Origin of the sequence: Vibrio sp. STUT-A16 (assembly GCF_026000495.1) — a bacterium.
In the GTDB taxonomy this organism is placed as follows: Bacteria; Pseudomonadota; Gammaproteobacteria; order Enterobacterales; family Vibrionaceae; genus Vibrio; species Vibrio diabolicus.
In genome coordinates this window covers 1,026,152-1,043,482 of record NZ_AP026765.1, presented here as the reverse complement: position 1 = coordinate 1,043,482, position 17,331 = coordinate 1,026,152, and the positions used below count along the sequence as shown (strand labels likewise).

Here is a 17,331-nt window from a genome sequence, read left to right as displayed (position 1 = left end):
CGGACTATCAAGGAGTACCCATGACAAAAATGATTCATACCATGATCCGAGTCAGCGATCTGGACCGTTCTCTACAATTTTACCGCGACGTACTTGAGCTAGAAATCAAAGACCAATACATCTTTGATGGTTTTTCTCTGACCTATCTAGCCAACGAAGAAACTCGCTTTGAATTAGAGTTGACACACAATCACGATCAAACTGAGCCTTACACTCACGGCTCAGGCTACGGTCACCTTGCTGTCAGCTTAGAGGACATCGAACAAACTCACAAACGCATTAAATCTCTCGGTATTGAAGCGGGTGACATCAAAGCTTTTGATCACCAACAAAAGCATTTGGCAACGTTCTTTTTTGTGACTGATCCTGATGGTTACAAAATTGAGTTCTTACAACGCCAAGGGCGTTACCTATAACAAAAAGAGTAAACATCATGATTCACTTGACTGCTACCTTTCACGCACAACCGGGAAAAGAACAAGAACTGAAAGCAGTGCTCACCCGAGCACTTGAACCCACTCGCAATGAAGAAGGTTGTGTTCGTTATCAATTATTCCAAGATAAAGACAATGCGTGCCACTTCGTTTTTCAAGAGCAATTTAAAGACCAACAAGCGTTCGCTCTTCATGGTGAAACAGAACACTTTTCTCTTTTGATTAGCCAAATCGACAACTTGTTAGAATGCGAACCGAAATTGGCGTTCTTTAACGAACTGTAAAAACACCGCTTAATGCAAATAAAAAGGCACTCTTTACTAGAGTGCCTTTTCGTACTGTTGTGGCTGTGATTACGCGTCTTGCTTCTCTACCATGTGCAAATGCACATCTTGTTGTGGGAAAGGAATCGAAATGCCTTCTCGGTCAAAGCGCAGTTTCACTTCTTTTGTCACATCCCAATACACGTCCCAATAATCATCAGTTTTTACCCAAGGACGAACAATAAAGTCTACAGATGATGTGTTTAACGTATGGACTTTGATCATCGGCTCTGGTGTACGAAGTACTGCAGGGTGAGAAGTAATGATATCAGACAGCACTGACTCGGCTTTCAGCAAGTCATCCGCATAACCAATGCCAAACACCATATCCACACGGCGAATGCGCTCGTGTGTGACGTTCTTAATGACATCTCCCCAAATTTTACTGTTAGGTACAATAATAATTTGGTTATCAAACGTACGGATTGTGGTGTTCACCAAACTCATATGGCTTACCTTACCATCCACGCCACCAGCATACACAAAGTCACCAACATCAAATGGGCGGTAAATAAGCAACATCATACCCGCCGCGAAGTTGGACAAGGTGTCTTGTAAGGCGAAGCCGATAATCACACCAGCAATACCAAAACCGGTTAGGATCGGTGCTAGGTTCAATCCGAGCTGAGATAGGCCCACCATGATACCAATCACCCACACGAATTTGCCGGACATTGAGATAAAGAAGTCCTGCATCAAGTGTGAGAGTTTTAAGTTTTTCGATGAAACCGCTTTGCTGACCACTTTGCGCGTTAACTTCGCGAGCCCACGAGCGATCAATAAAATCAGCGCAAATACAAACAGCTGGAAAATGTGCTGCGGCGCATTTTCGGCAAACCAGTCTAGTGCCGAGTTGGACCAATGGCTCAGTATTGACCACACTACTTTAGTATTCAGTAAATCGTGGGTGATATTCCCTGTCACTTCGAAAATTTGGCGTTTATATTCGGACGTTTCTAAACCGACTTTGTCGCCAATCGAAATTAAATTGCGTAGGCTTTCCGTCGCAATATTCAGTCTTTGCTTAGTAATAAGCTGACTTAGCTGCAGTGACGCTTTTTCCGATTCAGGGCTTGACGAAAGTTGAGAGCCGATGATCTCACTTTGCTGACTCAAGTACTCAATTGAGGCAGACAGCAAGCGCATGCGTTTATCAACTTTATCCTTTAGTTCCGCTTCTGCGCGCTCATTTTGAGCCCCTAACTCTTTCAGCCAAGCAAGGTTTTGCCAACTTGAATCGAAGCTGACATCGAGGTAATGCTGTAACTCTCGGTAATCATTAACAAGAGCAAGTTTCTCTTCATCCTTGGCTTTATTTAAATCTTCAACGACTTTCTTTATTTTTTCCGACAGATAGTTTGTGGCGTCCTCAGAGTATTTTTCCTGCTTTTTAACCAAGGAGATCAATTTGTCACGAGGGATAGTTTCACGTTCAATCGCTGATGCTAACTGACTTCTTAACTCTTCATTTTTTTGGAACAGCTGCAGTTGAAGCGCGTCGCGCTCATCACCACTCGCTTGCGAGAGACCTTGGGATAAATCCACAATTTCTCGATTCAAGTAATCAATAGAAGTTTCGGCAGCAGAGGGCTCTGGCGTATCCTGAATATCTTTCGCATTGATGACCATCGGGGCCATCATACCGAGGATGAGCGCGAATAATGCCACCCAAGATGTCAGGCGTATTTTCTGGGGGAAATGAAACGTCATGTTTACCTCTTAGGGAACAGTTCTGATCAAAACGACCAAGAATAGAAGTGTAAAGCCTTGAAATTATATACCTAAGTTTACAACACTAAATAATAAACTGAGCAGCATTTCGTTAGTTGGGCGTCAAAGTTGAGAAACCCAATAACAAACAAGCCTTTCATTATTAGATGAAAGGCTTGTGTACATTTAACTACTGGCGATTGGGGTGATTCAGAATGTGGTCTTCCCAATCCACCACATCAATCTCGTATACCACTTTATTGCGGACACTTTCGCCCGCCGCGTGCATCGCAGATTTCGAGCCCGTAATCAACGGATGCCATTCTGGTAAAGGCTGTTTTTCAGCCAACAGGCGGTAAGCGCACGTATGCGGCAGCCAAGTAAAATCGTCGATGTCTTCGCGCGTCAGCTTGGTGCACTCTTCACCCGAAGTAAAACGATTTGGGTAATCCTTACAAGAACACGTTTTGCTATTTAACCAGCTACAGGCCACATTGGTGTAATAGATTTCGTCGGTATCTTCGTCCATTAGCTTATGCAGGCAACATTTACCACAACCATCACAGAGAGATTCCCATTCCTCTTCTGTCATCTGCTCTAACGATTTACTTTGCCAAAATGGAGTGCTCATACTTCAGGTCTCACCAAGGGAATTTAGGGGGCGATTTATACCCCTCTCAACGCAAAAGTTCAAGTTTTGAGAAGATCTCGAATCATTCACACATAACAGTAGAGATATTCAACTACTTTCGCTTTACTGTTCTATCCTTAAACGAGTTTCCATTACTCAATTGATCAAGAAGGCATTAAGGAGTTTTCATGGGTATTATTTCTTGGATTATTTTGGGCTTAATCGCCGGTGCACTCGCAAAATGGCTCATGCCAGGAAAAGATGGGGGTGGCTGGATTGCGACAATGCTACTCGGTATTGCTGGGGCGTTTGTCGGCGGCTTTCTTGGCGGTATTCTGGGTTTCGGCGGGGCAACTGGCGTAAATATCGGTAGCATCATCACCGCAACGCTAGGCGCATTTATTCTGCTGTTTGTTTACAACCGCTTCTTGAGATGATCACAACGGTTTAGAAGCCAAAAGGAGCACTCTATTGAGTGCTCCTTTTTATTTTTTCTTAGGCGACTCTTCCAATCCACGTCAAAATGACCATAATTGCCCCTCAATTTTTAAGAGGTTTACATTATGGATTGTCGACTAGGATGCGGAGCTTGCTGTATTGCGCCAAGTATCTCTTCACCGATACCTGGAATGCCCAAGGGCAAACCAGCAGGTGTTCGTTGCGTACAACTCAACGATGATAATTTGTGTAAGCTGTTTGGTAAGCCTGAGCGCCCTAACGTTTGTCACGATTTTAAACCGTGTCCGGTTGTGTGTGGCAAAACCAACCAAGAAGCGCTCGACAACATCACTGAGCTAGAGCAACTTACTTAATCTATTCAGAGCCCCCGTTTAATCGTTACCAAGCTCTCGCAAATACAAGTAGATGGTATCGCGCGAAATACCAAGATGGTTTGCAACCATTAAAACAGCATCTTTGTATTTAAAAATGCCTAAGCCGTGCAGTCGCGTCACCAGTTCACGGTTACGTTTAGAAGGCGCAATGGCTTCATTTTCCCACACTTCTGTTTGCACGGTTTCTATCGTGCTGATGATGGTTTCATCAATATTACGCGCAAACGTTTCTGGTGAGCGAGCACCACCAACACAACACTCAGTGTGTTGCTGAGGCAGCATTGCCTTTAAAAACGCCTGCATCGGTGCATCCATATCTACGTTGATACACAGCAGACCAATCGGTTTGTTTTTTGGATTTCTGACAATGGTCGTAATGGAGTGCAAGGTCTTTCCGTTCGACGTTTTCGTCAAGTACGAATCAGAAACGTCCTTGCCCTCTCTTAACTTCATTCTCGCTAAGTTGGTAATTGGGGCACCTTCACTGCGTTCCGTCACGTGCCCGTTTGCGATTTTGATGATTTCCGGCGCTTCGGCATCTAAGCTGTGGAGAACCACTTCAGTGTGTTCACCATACATACGTGCAATGCCATCCACGACGTTTTTCATAGAGTTCAAAATATCGAGATCACTCTTGGTGAGTTTCTTTAGTAGCAATGTTACTTCCCTTAGCAAAAACTGGAGGTTAGGCCGACATAATATCGATAATAGATTTGTCAGTATACGGCATACCGAAACGAACCATTGAGCCAACATTTCTTATCGTTTGCTCAACTTCTTCGCCTACTATACCTTGATTCTTAACACTGTGGTTACCCATCGCCATCAAATATGAGCGCACCGCCGTTGTCGACGAAGTACACACTTTCATCGCACAAGAGGATTTCGCACCATCGCACACCATACCTGAACTATCGCTGATGACGTTTTGAATGGCGTAGCATGATTGCTCAAATGTACCACCAGCTAAATACACCAGCGCCATAGAAGCTGCCGCACTGGTAACAGTGTTGCCACAAAATGCGGATAACGGTGGGTAATAAGATTTGATGTAAATAGCCCCTAAATGACTCATGATCAATGCGCGTGCCAACTGTTCTTCGTCGTTTTGGAATGCTTCAGCCGCAACTACGACTGGCATTGTAGCGGCAATACCTTGGTTCCCACTGCCGAAATTGCTCATGGCTGGCAACGTCGCCCCTCCCATGCGAGCATCAGACGCCGCGGATGTCATCATCTGTATACGACTCATTAAGTCATTGCCCAATAAGCCTTGCTCGATGTTGCCTTTTAGCGTGCGTCCAATTTCTAGGCCGTAACCTCGGTCGATACCTTCTTGAGCCAGCAAGGTATTGAGCTCTGCAGCTTGGAGAATGAATTTGATCTCTTCAAAAGGCGCTTGAGTGGCAAACTCATAGATTTGTTTGATCGAAATATCCACACCTTCACAAACAGAAGCGGTTGCAACGCGTTGCTGCGGTGGAGCATCAAAAATCACGTCGCCATTGCGCGTGATCTGGATAATGTTGGTGTGACCGCCACTGATCGTGACCGAAACAACATCGTCACCAGAAGTGAGCGTTACGCTGCAATATATGAATTCTTGCGTATCCATGCGCGCTACAGTTACCCGCTCTTCATCTATCAATTGTTGCGCAGCAGCGACATCCTGCTCATTAATCCGAGCCAACACTTCCAGTTCTGCTGTTGGGTCACCAGCTAATGCACCAACTGAGGCGGCAATTTTGAGGCCTATCTTGCCCGTTCCGGGTACGAAAACACCCATCGAGTTTTTAAATAGGTTGTCTGAAACACGCACCTCTATCGCATCAATATCGGATGCGCCCAACTCTTTTCTAGCAACTGCTGCCGCGTACGCAGCAGCAATGGGTTCTGTACATCCTAATGCAGGTTTCACGACTTGCTTAATGATTTGGATATATTGTGTCCATTGCTGGTTCATGCTCTGTTCTCCGTATTACTTTTTATGAGCAATCGCTTCGACTTCAATTAACACGCCAAGAGGCAAATCTTTCACTGCGAAGCAACTGCGTGCCGGACAATCTTGTTGGAAAAACTCTGCGTAGACCTTGTTAAACTCGGCAAAGTCATTAATATTCGATAGGTAACACGTTGTTTTTAAAACAGTATCGATACTGCCACCACCAGCCTCTAAAACGTACTTCAAGTTAGTAAGAGATTGATGACTTTGTGCACTGATGCCGCCTTCAACTACTTTTCCTGTTGCCTTATCAACGGGTAATTGGCCAGAAGTAAAAATCAAATCGCCATAGCTAGTGCCATGTGAATAAGGTCCGATAGCAGCAGGCGCGTGTTCAGATGAAATCAATTTTTTCATTTTCAAATCCTCACATAAATTTTATTTTTTATTAAGAAGTTTCTAATTTAACTTCCGTATTAGCGTTATTTTTTCAATTAAATATGAATAAAACAACTAGATCAGATCACAAAATTCGTTAAAGACTCCAATTTATTTGAGTTTATTCGCCAAGATCTCAAATTTATCTGAATTTTCCACAAAAAAATTGTTGATATACATTTTCTCAATTAAATTTGAGAAAAATTCATACTAACAAGAGAAACAATAAAATGAGCGTGACAGCACCTACACAAACCTTACCTATCGGTAAAGAGCCACCGCACGTAAAAGCAGGCATGGCCCTAGACGAGTGGAAAGCCGCGATCAAGTTTGATAGCACAGACTGGGGATGGGTGATCATGAGTATCGGCATGGCAATCGGTGCCGGTATTGTCTTTTTACCAGTAAAAGTAGGCGTATTGGGCCTTTGGGTATTCTTGGCCTCTGCCGTGATCGGCTACCCAGCAATGTACTTATTCCAACGCCTTTTCATCAACACTCTCTCAAGTTCACCAAAGTGCCAAGATTACGCTGGCGTCATTTCCGGCTACCTTGGTAACAAATGGGGGGCGTTATTAGGTGTGCTCTACTTCATCATGTTGGTGATTTGGGTCTTTGTTTACTCAACAGCTATCAACAATGACTCGGCATCTTTCCTACATAGTTTTGGCATCACGGAAGGTTTATTGTCTGAAAACCCGCTATATGGTCTGGCTTTAGTGTGCGCGCTGGTCGCTATTGCATCTCGTGGTGAAAAGATTTTATTTAAGGTCAGTACTGGTCTTGTACTGATTAAACTTTGTACCGTTGCATTACTTGGCGTCATGATGATCGAGAAATGGGATGTAGCGAATGTCGGTGCAATTCCAGAAACAGGCGCTGGTTTGAAAGATGCAATTGAGCTACTGCCGTTTACTCTAACGTCTATTCTCTTCATTCAAAGCTTGAGCCCAATGGTGATCTCATACCGCTCAAAAGAAAAATCGATTGAGGTTGCTCGCTTTAAAGCCATGCGCGCAATGAAAATTGCTTTCGGTATCTTGTTTGTGACCGTCTTCTTCTACGCGATTTCCTTTACGCTTGCGATGTCACATGAACAAGCGGTTAAAGCAGCAGAAGAGAACATCTCTGCTCTTGCGATGGTTGCGCAAGGTATGGACGGCACGACGCTAAAACTAATGAGTTTGATGCTGAATATTTTCTCAGTAATGACTGCGTTTTTTGGCGTGTACTTAGGTTTCCGCGATTCTTGCCAAGGTCTAGCGATGCTGGCTCTAAAAAAGGTCATGCCTGAAGATAAGATCAATAAAGACTTAGTCACCAAGGGAATCATTCTCTTTGCGATTCTCATGGCGTGGGGTGCAATTGTATTGAATCTACCAGTTCTGAGCTTCACATCAGTATGTAGCCCTATCTTTGGTTTGATTGGCTGTTTGATTCCAGCTTACCTTGTCTACCAAGTGCCTTCTTTACACAAGTACAAAGGCGCGTCGCTTTACTTGATTATTGCGACTGGTATTTTGTTGTGCGTATCACCTTTCGTCGCATTTAGCTAAAACCTACTTTGCCTTGGCTGTTACTCAGGTAGTGATGGCCAAGGCAAACTTAAAATTCAACCTCTCCTCTCCTTGCTTTTCTCTCATCCTTGAGAACTCTTGCCGCATACCGTCCTATTTGCAGTCTTTACGAGACCTCCCTCACACTTTATTGACAATTCTCGACTATGTTCAGCGGGTCATTTAAGTAGAAATTAGGAAATAACATGAACAAGTATTTAGCAGAGGCTTTTGGTACGTTCTGGCTAGTATTAGGCGGTTGCGGTAGCGCAGTGTTGGCCGCAGGTTTCCCAGATGTGGGTATTGGTCTGCTGGGTGTCGCTCTGGCCTTTGGTTTAACCGTTTTAACCATGGCATTTGCAATCGGTCATATTTCAGGTTGCCATTTGAACCCTGCAGTGACGGTTGGCCTTTGGGCTGGCGGTCGTTTTGAGACAAAAGACGTTGCGCCTTACATCATCGCACAAGTGCTCGGCGGGCTGATCGCTGGTGGCATTCTTTATGTCATCGCGACAGGACAAGCTGGATTCGATGTTGTGGGTTCTGGCTTTGCCGCCAATGGTTATGGTGAACACTCGCCGGGTCAGTACTCCATGCTTGCTGCGCTAGTTTCTGAAGTTGTAATGACGATGATGTTCCTTATCGTAATCATGGGGGCGACAGACAAACGTGCACCTCAAGGTTTTGCACCTATTGCGATTGGTTTGTGTCTGACTCTTATTCACCTGATAAGCATTCCTGTGACAAATACCTCAGTAAACCCGGCTCGTAGTACAGCAGTCGCGATATATGTGGGCGACTGGGCAGTTTCTCAATTATGGCTGTTCTGGGTTGCGCCTATTTTGGGTGGCGTACTTGGTGCAGTTATCTACAAAAATCTTCTTGGTAAAGAATCGAACGATTAATCGTTCCCAACTCCCAAAATCAAAAAAGCCGCTGAATTCAGCGGCTTTTTATTAAATTCTGTGTCGACCTAACAGCGAGTGTGACAACGTCGTGCCATCGACAAGCTCAAGTTCTCCACCGACAGGCACACCATGCGCGATGCGGCTGGCATCAACTTGGTGTTCTTTACATAGCTCTGCGATGTAATGTGCAGTGGCTTCGCCTTCAACCGTCGGGTTTGTTGCCAAAATCACTTCGGCTATATCACCGCGACGTAAGCGGTAATCCAGCACATCCAATCCAATATCACTTGGACCAATACCGTCTAGTGGTGACAAATGTCCCATAAGAACAAAGTATCGACCAGAATACTGGCCCGTTGCTTCGACTGCAGCAATGTCTGCCGGGCTTTCTACCACACAAATTTGACCATTTTCTTGGCGTTTTGGGTTAGTACAAATATGACAGACTTCTTCTTCGGTGAAGGTTCGACACTCAGTACAATGACCGATTTCTGTCATTGCCTGGCTAAGCGCATCTGCAAGTTGCAAACCGCCTTTTCTATCGCGCTGTAACAAATGAAAGGCCATACGCTGCGCCGACTTGGGGCCAACCCCAGGTAGACAACGTAAGGCCTCCATCAATTGCTCCAGCATATGACTGGTACGCATTAAAAGTCCGCTTAATTAAATATCAGCAGATTAGAATGGCATTTTCATACCTGGTGGTAGTTGCATACCGCCAGTTACAGAAGCCATTTTCTCTTTTTGAGTTTCTTCAACACGACGGGCCGCATCGTTGAACGCCGCAGCGATCAGATCTTCAAGCATTTCTTTGTCGTCTTCCATCAAACTTTCATCGATGTCAACACGACGTACGCTGTGACTACCAGTGATAGTAACTTTTACTAGGCCAGCACCAGACTCGCCAGTTACTTCCATATTCGCGATTTCTTCTTGAAGCTTTTGCATGCGATCTTGCATTTGCTGGGCTTGCTTCATTAGGTTGCCCATACCGCCTTTACCAAACATGTTTATCTCTCTGGTTTAATGAGGTGTTGCATCAATTAATGGGGTTATAACCTTAGGTTTTCAACCCCATTCCATTCGATTATTAGATAGGGCGCACACTATCTTTATCAAGCTCTGCAGCAAAACGACGTTCAATAAATTGAACATTTGGATCGTTTTCTAAACTGTTCAGCGCTTGCTGTAATTTCTCTTGATAGAGCCTATCTCTAAGTTCAAGTGGTGTTTCTCCACTCTCCCCTATTTCGATGCTCATGTGGCACTCTTCACCTAACACGGTATTAAGTGCTTTAAGCAATTCGGCTTGAGCTCTATCAGTATTCAAATGAGCTTGGCTGCTTCTCAATAGTAACGAAACGGTTGTTCCTTCCTTACTATAATGAGAGTTTAGCGCAAGTTGCTCTACCAGCTTAGGGATCTCCATTAAGCTGATTAGCTTCGCCCATTCATTATGTTCTAACGATTCATCGATGAGCTTTTGTGCCATTTCAGGCGTTTTCTCATGCTCAAGTGCCTGCTTGAGCTGCGTAGGTGTCAGTTTTGTATTCACTTTTGTCTCAACAGGCTTGCTTGGACGCCAGCGATACGCTTCCTCAACTTGTGGCTCCGTCGACTTCGGAGCTGAGTTTGGCGACACCTGCGCGGAATTGCCATGCAATTGCGCTACTCGGTCGATAACCGATTCTGGTTGTGCAGATGCCGCTTTAGACTTTTTTGAGCCACCATTTTGAGGAGTGTTCTGTTGTAGGCCTTGACGCTGAGAGCGTAATTGGTGACGTAAACCGCTTAGACCACCGCGCGCCGATGTTGAAACGCTCTCTTGCACTTGTTGAGGTGGCGTTTCATGCTGCGGCGCTGGGTTTTCGCTCATCGGCGGCGCCATATCATACTGTGGCGGAACCGTCTCATATCCACTCGCGTGATACTCAGGTTGCGAATTGGATGAAGGTTGAGGCGCCACTTGTGGTGTGCTTTGCGCTGGACTCGGCTGCTGAGTTCGAGGAGCAGCTACTGTCTGAGCTGGTGCAGTCTTTGGTTGACTGGCACTTTGAACTGGGGCTGAAGCTGGTTCGCAGTTACTAGAAACAATATTTGCCCCACTGTTATTTGATGGGCGGAACGCCATCATACGCAGCACAATCATTTCCAGACCGACTCGCCCGTTTGGCGAGAGAGTCAAATCTTCACGACCTTTCAATGCAATTTGGTAGTAAAGCTGAACGTCTTGCGGACTTAGTGCTTTACTCAACAACTCGATTTTTTCTGCATCTGGCTGCGCTCGGTCTAGCGACGCTGGCAGCGCTTGATACATCGCAATTCGATGAAGCTGTGTTGCGACTTGCTGCAACAAACCATCCCACTCAACACCATTTGCTGCTAATTGCTGGATTTTATCCATGGCTTGTTGAGGTTGCTTGCTGCTGATTGACTCCAGCAAGTGAATCGCTTGGTCGGTATCAATCGTCCCCAACATGTGGCTGACAATATCAGTTTGTACCGCACCGTTACCTAAAGCAATTGCTTGATCGGTCAAGCTGAGAGCATCACGCATACTGCCATCTGCAGCATGTGAAATCATACCCAGTGCTTTTGGTTCTGCCGATACTTGCTCTTGACCCAAAATGTAGTCAAGTTGCTGATGAATATCATCAACGCTGATCGGTTTGAGATGGAACTGTAGACAACGCGACAATATAGTAACAGGCAGCTTTTGTGGATCGGTTGTCGCGAGTAAGAACTTCACATACTCTGGCGGCTCTTCCAGGGTTTTCAACAACGCATTGAAAGAGTGACGCGATAGCATGTGTACCTCATCGATGAGGTACACTTTAAACCGTCCACGAGCAGGTTTGTATTGAACGTTGTCTAACAGTTCGCGAGTGTCTTCAACTTTAGTACGTGATGCCGCGTCGATTTCAAGAAGATCGACAAAGCGACCTTCATCAATTTCACGACAAGTATCGCACTTACCACAAGGTGTCGCGGTAATACCGGTTTCGCAGTTCAAGCCTTTGGCAAACAACCTACCGATACTCGTTTTACCCACACCACGAGTCCCGCTGAACAGATAAGCATGGTGTAAACGGTTTTGCGCCAGTGCGTTTTCCAACGCCGTCAGGACATGTTTTTGTCCGACAACTTGGTCAAACTGATTAGGACGCCATTTTCGCGCTAAAGCTAAATAACTCATTGAATGTATTAATGTCCTTCAAAATCGCAAATGCTGTACACGTTTAGACCTAGTGCTTCTAAACGTTTATCGCCACCGATTTCTGGTAGGTTGATAACGAACGCAGCGTGCTCAACTTCACCGCCCAGTTGGCGAATCAGCTTAGTCGTCGCTTCAATAGTGCCGCCCGTTGCCAATAAATCGTCGACAACCAGTACTTTGTCGCCTTCAACGATGGCATCTGTATGGATTTCTAGTGTATCAACGCCGTATTCAAGCTCGTAAGATTGAGCAACAGTAGGACGTGGTAGCTTGCCTGGTTTACGCACTGGTACAAAACCAACACCTAGCTCAAGCGCTAAAGGCGCACCAAATAAAAAGCCACGAGCTTCCGTACCCACAACCTTGGTAAAGCCCATATCTTTGTAACGTTCAACAAGAAGGTTGATCGTCGCTTGGTATGCTTTTGCGTCTTCAAGAAGGCTCGTCACATCACGAAATAGAATGCCTGGCTTTGGGTAGTCTTGGATGCTTTTGATGCTAGATTTGATCAGTGAAATTGTTTCTGTAGTCATAATACCGATTTACTTAGATTGGCTCATCGCCCTCTCTAATCGCAGTATCACGAGGGCAACGAACAATAGGTTTTCACCACTATGTGCTTATTTTCGTAAGAGTCACAGGCGCTGAAAATACAAACGCCCACTCGAAGAGCGGGCACACTATTCTCTACAATCTTAGTGATTTTCTTCTCTGTCAGCAACCAACTCAATCACAGGCAGACGCATAAACCAGCCGAGTAAAACGATTAGCATCACTAAAAGACCAATTTTCACCCAAACAAGGGGAACAACAACGATTGAAACCATGAAACTAAGTGCAATAAAAATGGCGCCACGCTGTTTTACTTTTGAAGTAACAGCCCGGTGCTTATGCCAATTATCGAGAATCGGTCCAAACGTTTTGTGGTTATGTAGCCAATGATGAAATGCGGGGCTACCACGCATAAAACATGCACTAGCAAGTAGAATGAAAGGAGTGGTGGGTAAAAGCGGAAGGGCTATGCCAGCAATGCCGAGCACAATACAGAGTCCACCAACGGTATTGAAAAAGTAACGCTTAATACGAATGGTGAACTCCGGTACAAAATAGCTAGATTAAAAGCCTGCGTAACCATTCATTACACGAAGCCAGGTTAGCGTTGCAGGTAGTGTTGGAATTAAAAGTACTGCAATGAAACCTAAAAAGTAAAAAATATTATAAGGCTCTTTAAAATCTTTGTCTGCCATGATGTATCTTCTCACTAGTTGACTTTGCTTCTCCCAAGGCACAGCGTTAAATTATCGTTGCACAAATGGGTCATTATTGTTTTAGGCGTTGACTATACCTTAAACAGCCAAATCTAAACACCAGTAAAAAGTAAGGTTATTGTTCGAGCATTTGTTGTTTTTTGTGGTTCTAAAAAGACAATAAGCAGCGCCAAGACGCTGCCTATTGTGTAATGAAGTCAGAATTATACCAGTCGTGATTTCCGGGCAATATTTAAGCTAAAACTTGAAGAGCCTAAACAACCGATGGATAACTGACCAGCAACACCTAGCGGTAAATCTCGGGTTATGAAGTTTTTCATACTTCCTGCCCCTAAACAGTTACCAGCCGCGATATGTTGATTAGTATTTCCGTCAGACCAATGGCTATCTAAACCCGCAGGCAGGATAGAAACAGAGGACGAAGCCAGATCGGCGACACCAAATACAGCATTAACCGCACCAGCGCACTCTGAACACTCGATTCCTTTTTCAATGATCCCTACCATATCCTTCAGATCAGCACTGAAACTCTTCAAATTACGCAGGTAATCGTCAAACAAAGCCCTAACAAGCAATGTCGTCGCGACACCATCATTACTCTGGGAAGCAGAGTCAACGAGATAGAACGCAAATTGCCCGTTCATTAACCAACGATAATCGAACACCAGTGGCATAACGTCCGTCGATTGCAATAAACGGTATGAGCAGCGCCAATCACCTTGAGAAGCATCTTTCTCTGGCAATAGAGCATGCAGTAAATCTCTTGCAGCACTCGGGTTCTGCTGCAAATACTCTAGATGCCAGTGAAGCTCTTGCTCATCTGGGATTTCGCCACCGTCATCGACTCGGAACCACTGACTTGAAAAGTCTCGCTGTTCTGAGAAATGGCTATCGGTATCTTCGAGCGTATTGTCTATCGCCTGAGATAGGTGCTCATAATTACCTATCGGTTTAGGAAGAAAATCTTTAATACCAAATCGCAACGCTTTCGCGACATCGGACATTTCATCCGTGCCGGATACCACGATAAGCGGCAAGTATGGATATTCAAGACTGACTTCTTCGACGAATTCAATGCCATCTAATACCGGCATCGATAAATCACACAAGATAAGATCGGGTTGGCATTCCCTGAGTTGTTGAAGCGCCTCTAGGCCGTTTTCAGCTTCTACTACTTTAAAACCCTGACTTTCTAAATAAGCATTGGTTACTTTACGAAATATTGGATCATCATCCACCAACATAATTAGTTTTTGATTAACCACTTCCTGTGCCGAGACCATTGCCGTTTGACTGTGAGTCTTAAACATACCTTTACACCTCACAAAGCTAAGTCAAAAAACAGATTTATTATTAAGTCATTATTTTTGTTGTGTTTACATCCGGCGAAACGTTGCGCAGCAAGACTTGAGGCCGTTCCGCCTTGTTATAAAACGTAGCTTGAAAACGGCGTTTATACAAATATTACGGGGTATAACAGTATTTACTCAAACAGGGTTGCTGTGTTCAAATGATGCAACATGTTGACTTAAAGCAAGCTTTGATCACAAAGTTAATTATAAATTAGCCGTAATCGGTAATTTAATGTGTCTGGAAATATGAAATTAGATGACTTAAACCTGTTTCGACTGGTTGTCGAAAATGGGAGCTACACCGCAACTTCGCGAAAAACCATGATCCCGGTTGCGACCATCACCCGACGCATTCAAGCGCTAGAAGACTCTGTCAATCTTCGACTGTTGAACCGTCACGCTCGCAAACTCTCGCTTACAGAAGCCGGGGAACGTTTTTACCATGAGTGCTCTCCTTTGCTACAAAGGCTAACCACGGCAGCAGAGGAAATCACTGACGACTGCCGAGGAGCATCAGGCAAGATTAAGATATCGGCGCCTTATAACTTAACTAAGCGCATGATGATGCCGATGTTCAACAGCTTTATGAAGCAGTATCCGGACATCAATATCGAACTAACGACAGAAAATAATGCAGACAAGCTTGACCCTACTGAATGGGATGTCATTTTTCGAGTGGGGCCCCAACGTGATTCTAGCCTGATCGCACGTAAGATTGGCGAAGTGAAGGATATTCTTGTCGCAAGTCCTGACTACCTTGCCTCGAATCCGGCACCAAACCACGCAGAAGAGCTCTCTAACCATTCATTGCTAAAAGGCTACCCTCTTATCAAGTGGACCTTAATTAATAGCAAAGGCGAGTCTGTCGTAAACGTTGATCGTGGTCGCTTTCAGGCGAATGCACTAAATGTAGTACGCAGTGCTTGTTCCGAAGGTTTAGGCATCACGCTAATGCCAGATGTCATGATCAAAGAATACATCGAAAGCGGCGATTTGGTACGCATACTGCCAGATTGGAGTGCAAACCCGCGCGACATTTATATGCTTTACAACCACAAAGATCACCTGCCAGAGAAAGTTCGTCTCTTTATCGACTTTGTGATCGCTTACAACATTCACTAATTCGATAGCGAATACAAAAAACCAGAGCCGGAGCTCTGGTTTTTTTACGCCTCAAGAAAACGCCTATTATGCGCCTTCGTTATGCAGCTCTAGGTTTGCTAAATCCTGTTGGATTTCAAGTTGTGTTTTCGCATCATCGTTACGAAGACCATCTAAGAAGTCTAGGTATTGTTGGTCAATATCACCCGTTACGTATTCGCCGTTAAACACGGATGTATCGAACTGAGTAATATCTTGGTTTCCAAGACCGACTGCCTCAACCAAGTCTTCTAGACGTTGATAAATCAATGCATCAGCACCAATCTGCTTACAAATTGTATCGTTGTCACGGCCATGAGCAATAAGCTCGGTAGCACTTGGCATATCAATGCCGTACACGTTCGGGAATCGAACTTCTGGTGCTGCTGATACCATGTACACTTTCTTCGCACCAGAATCACGTGCCATTTCGATGATTTGTTCTGACGTAGTACCACGAACGATAGAGTCATCCACCAGCAACACATTCTTATCTTTGAACTCCGAACGAATTGCATTCAACTTGCGACGTACAGATTTCTTACGTTGTTGCTGACCAGGCATGATAAACGTACGCCCCACGTAACGGTTTTTCACGAAGCCTTGGCGGTAAGGGATATCGATCGCTTGAGCGATTTGCAGTGCAATGTCACAAGACGTTTCAGGGATAGGAATGACAACATCGATATCAAGGTTTGCGTAATCTTCACGAATACGTTCGCCCAGCTTTTTACCCATTTCAACGCGAGCGCTGTATACCGAAATTTTATCGATGAACGAATCTGGGCGAGCAAAATACACGAACTCAAAAATACAAGGGTTCAGCTTAGGATTGTCTGCACACTGCTTCGTGTACAGTTCACCGTCAAACGTTGCGTAGATCGCCTCACCAGGTGCAACATCACGAACAAAATCAAAACCGACGGCATCCAATGCTACCGATTCAGACGCAACCATGTACTCCGCTCTGCCATTAACTTCACGCTTACCTAAACATAGAGGGCGAATACCGTGTGGGTCACGAAACGCAATCATACCATGACCGATAATCATGGCAGTCACAGCGTAAGCACCACGAATTGTGCGATGCACATTGGTGACTGCGCGGAATACGTCTTCTGTCGTGACATTTCCTTTTACTGAGTCAATTTCGTGTGCCAGTACATTTAGTAATACTTCGGAGTCTGAAGTGGTATTGATATGACGGCGATCTTTTTCAAACAGCTTTTGACGAACTTCGTTAGCGTTGGTCAAGTTGCCATTGTGGGCAAGTGTAATACCGAAAGGAGAGTTTACGTAGAAAGGTTGAGCTTCTGAAGCGCTTGAACTGCCTGCTGTTGGGTAACGAACATGACCAATTCCGACCTCGCCTTGCAGGCGCTGCATATGTCTTGCTTCAAATACATCCTTGACTAAACCGTTCGCCTTGCGCAGACGAAAACGATTGCTTTCTATGGTACAAATACCAGCGGCATCTTGGCCACGATGCTGTAACACCGTTAACGCGTCATAAATAGACTGGTTTACAGGCGTTGTGCCCACGATTCCAACAATACCACACATGTCCTAATCCTCGATT

At 44.9% G+C, this 17,331-nt stretch carries 20 protein-coding genes; 7 read left to right on the top strand and 13 right to left on the bottom strand.

The genetic code is table 11. From position 1 onward, the window contains the following. Window positions 1-20 precede the first annotated feature (20 nt). Window positions 21-416 (top strand): VOC family protein, encoded by a 396-nt coding sequence (locus OO778_RS04950; protein ID WP_264910858.1) that lies wholly within the window; start codon window positions 21-23, stop codon window positions 414-416. Window positions 417-433: 17 nt separating this feature from the next. Continuing rightward, window positions 434-718, top strand: a complete 285-nt coding sequence (locus OO778_RS04945; RefSeq protein ID WP_264910856.1) for a putative quinol monooxygenase — start codon at window positions 434-436, stop codon at window positions 716-718. 69 nt (window positions 719-787) lie between these two features. On the opposite strand, the gene OO778_RS04940 is transcribed toward OO778_RS04945, so the two are convergent. Continuing rightward, a complete protein-coding gene (locus OO778_RS04940) occupies window positions 788-2,467 on the bottom strand; it encodes a mechanosensitive ion channel domain-containing protein (RefSeq protein WP_264910855.1) in 1,680 nt (559 codons plus the stop codon). A 190-nt stretch (window positions 2,468-2,657) separates the two neighbouring features. Beyond that, window positions 2,658-3,098 (bottom strand): YcgN family cysteine cluster protein, encoded by a 441-nt coding sequence (locus tag OO778_RS04935; protein ID WP_065645037.1) that lies wholly within the window; start codon window positions 3,096-3,098, stop codon window positions 2,658-2,660. 188 nt (window positions 3,099-3,286) lie between these two features. Between OO778_RS04935 and OO778_RS04930 the strand changes: the two genes are divergently transcribed. Both OO778_RS04930 and OO778_RS04925 read left to right on the top strand, forming a co-directional pair. Further along, complete coding sequence (locus OO778_RS04930) at window positions 3,287-3,535, top strand: GlsB/YeaQ/YmgE family stress response membrane protein (RefSeq protein ID WP_005397239.1); 249 nt, start codon at window positions 3,287-3,289, stop codon at window positions 3,533-3,535. A 126-nt stretch (window positions 3,536-3,661) separates the two neighbouring features. After that, a complete protein-coding gene (locus tag OO778_RS04925) occupies window positions 3,662-3,910 on the top strand; it encodes a YkgJ family cysteine cluster protein (protein ID WP_025574470.1) in 249 nt (82 codons plus the stop codon). A gap of 18 nt (window positions 3,911-3,928) precedes the next feature. Here OO778_RS04925 and OO778_RS04920 read toward each other — a convergent pair whose 3' ends face one another. From OO778_RS04920 to OO778_RS04910, 3 genes are read right to left on the bottom strand one after another with little or no spacing between them, the layout of a single operon-like run. After that, a complete protein-coding gene (locus OO778_RS04920; RefSeq protein ID WP_005397228.1) occupies window positions 3,929-4,588 on the bottom strand; it encodes a PAS domain-containing protein in 660 nt (219 codons plus the stop codon). A gap of 28 nt (window positions 4,589-4,616) precedes the next feature. After that, window positions 4,617-5,894: an L-serine ammonia-lyase, iron-sulfur-dependent, subunit alpha gene (locus OO778_RS04915; protein WP_229618647.1), complete on the bottom strand. Its 1,278-nt coding sequence runs from the start codon at window positions 5,892-5,894 to the stop codon at window positions 4,617-4,619. Between the two features lie 15 nt (window positions 5,895-5,909). Further along, entirely contained in the window at window positions 5,910-6,290 is a 381-nt protein-coding gene (locus OO778_RS04910; RefSeq protein ID WP_054868011.1) for a RidA family protein, read from the bottom strand. A 317-nt stretch (window positions 6,291-6,607) separates the two neighbouring features. Here OO778_RS04910 and OO778_RS04905 point away from each other — a divergent pair, with 317 nt between their 5' ends. Beyond that, the gene (locus OO778_RS04905; protein WP_031780611.1) at window positions 6,608-7,867 is read left to right on the top strand and encodes an amino acid permease; all 1,260 of its coding nucleotides are present in this window, start codon (window positions 6,608-6,610) and stop codon (window positions 7,865-7,867) included. A 206-nt stretch (window positions 7,868-8,073) separates the two neighbouring features. Then, window positions 8,074-8,772: an aquaporin Z gene (aqpZ, locus tag OO778_RS04900; RefSeq protein WP_074191655.1), complete on the top strand. Its 699-nt coding sequence runs from the start codon at window positions 8,074-8,076 to the stop codon at window positions 8,770-8,772. Between the two features lie 51 nt (window positions 8,773-8,823). Here aqpZ and recR read toward each other — a convergent pair whose 3' ends face one another. From recR to OO778_RS04865, 7 genes are all read right to left on the bottom strand, one after another. After that, window positions 8,824-9,423 carry a recombination mediator RecR gene (gene recR, locus OO778_RS04895; protein ID WP_031780610.1) on the bottom strand — a complete coding sequence of 200 codons (600 nt, stop codon included), beginning with the start codon at window positions 9,421-9,423 and terminating at the stop codon, window positions 8,824-8,826. 30 nt (window positions 9,424-9,453) lie between these two features. Next, entirely contained in the window at window positions 9,454-9,783 is a 330-nt protein-coding gene (locus tag OO778_RS04890; RefSeq protein ID WP_005380618.1) for a YbaB/EbfC family nucleoid-associated protein, read from the bottom strand. An 82-nt stretch (window positions 9,784-9,865) separates the two neighbouring features. Next, window positions 9,866-11,971, bottom strand: a complete 2,106-nt coding sequence (dnaX, locus tag OO778_RS04885) for a DNA polymerase III subunit gamma/tau (RefSeq protein WP_074191656.1) — start codon at window positions 11,969-11,971, stop codon at window positions 9,866-9,868. Window positions 11,972-11,979: 8 nt separating this feature from the next. Further along, window positions 11,980-12,525 (bottom strand): adenine phosphoribosyltransferase, encoded by a 546-nt coding sequence (gene apt, locus OO778_RS04880; protein WP_005380615.1) that lies wholly within the window; start codon window positions 12,523-12,525, stop codon window positions 11,980-11,982. Between the two features lie 162 nt (window positions 12,526-12,687). Beyond that, window positions 12,688-13,035 carry a YbaN family protein gene (locus tag OO778_RS04875; RefSeq protein ID WP_043884580.1) on the bottom strand — a complete coding sequence of 116 codons (348 nt, stop codon included), beginning with the start codon at window positions 13,033-13,035 and terminating at the stop codon, window positions 12,688-12,690. A 72-nt stretch (window positions 13,036-13,107) separates the two neighbouring features. Continuing rightward, on the bottom strand, window positions 13,108-13,239 hold the full coding sequence (locus OO778_RS04870) for a hypothetical protein (protein ID WP_005380608.1): 132 nt from the start codon (window positions 13,237-13,239) through the stop codon (window positions 13,108-13,110). Window positions 13,240-13,463: 224 nt separating this feature from the next. Then, entirely contained in the window at window positions 13,464-14,570 is a 1,107-nt protein-coding gene (locus tag OO778_RS04865) for a response regulator (RefSeq protein WP_005397213.1), read from the bottom strand. A 288-nt stretch (window positions 14,571-14,858) separates the two neighbouring features. On the opposite strand from OO778_RS04865, the gene OO778_RS04860 reads away from it, so the two are divergent. Then, on the top strand, window positions 14,859-15,734 hold the full coding sequence (locus OO778_RS04860) for a LysR family transcriptional regulator (RefSeq protein ID WP_005397211.1): 876 nt from the start codon (window positions 14,859-14,861) through the stop codon (window positions 15,732-15,734). 66 nt (window positions 15,735-15,800) lie between these two features. On the opposite strand, the gene purF is transcribed toward OO778_RS04860, so the two are convergent. Further along, window positions 15,801-17,315, bottom strand: coding sequence for an amidophosphoribosyltransferase (gene purF, locus OO778_RS04855; protein WP_005397209.1), 1,515 nt, complete (start codon window positions 17,313-17,315; stop codon window positions 15,801-15,803). Window positions 17,316-17,331 lie beyond the last annotated feature (16 nt).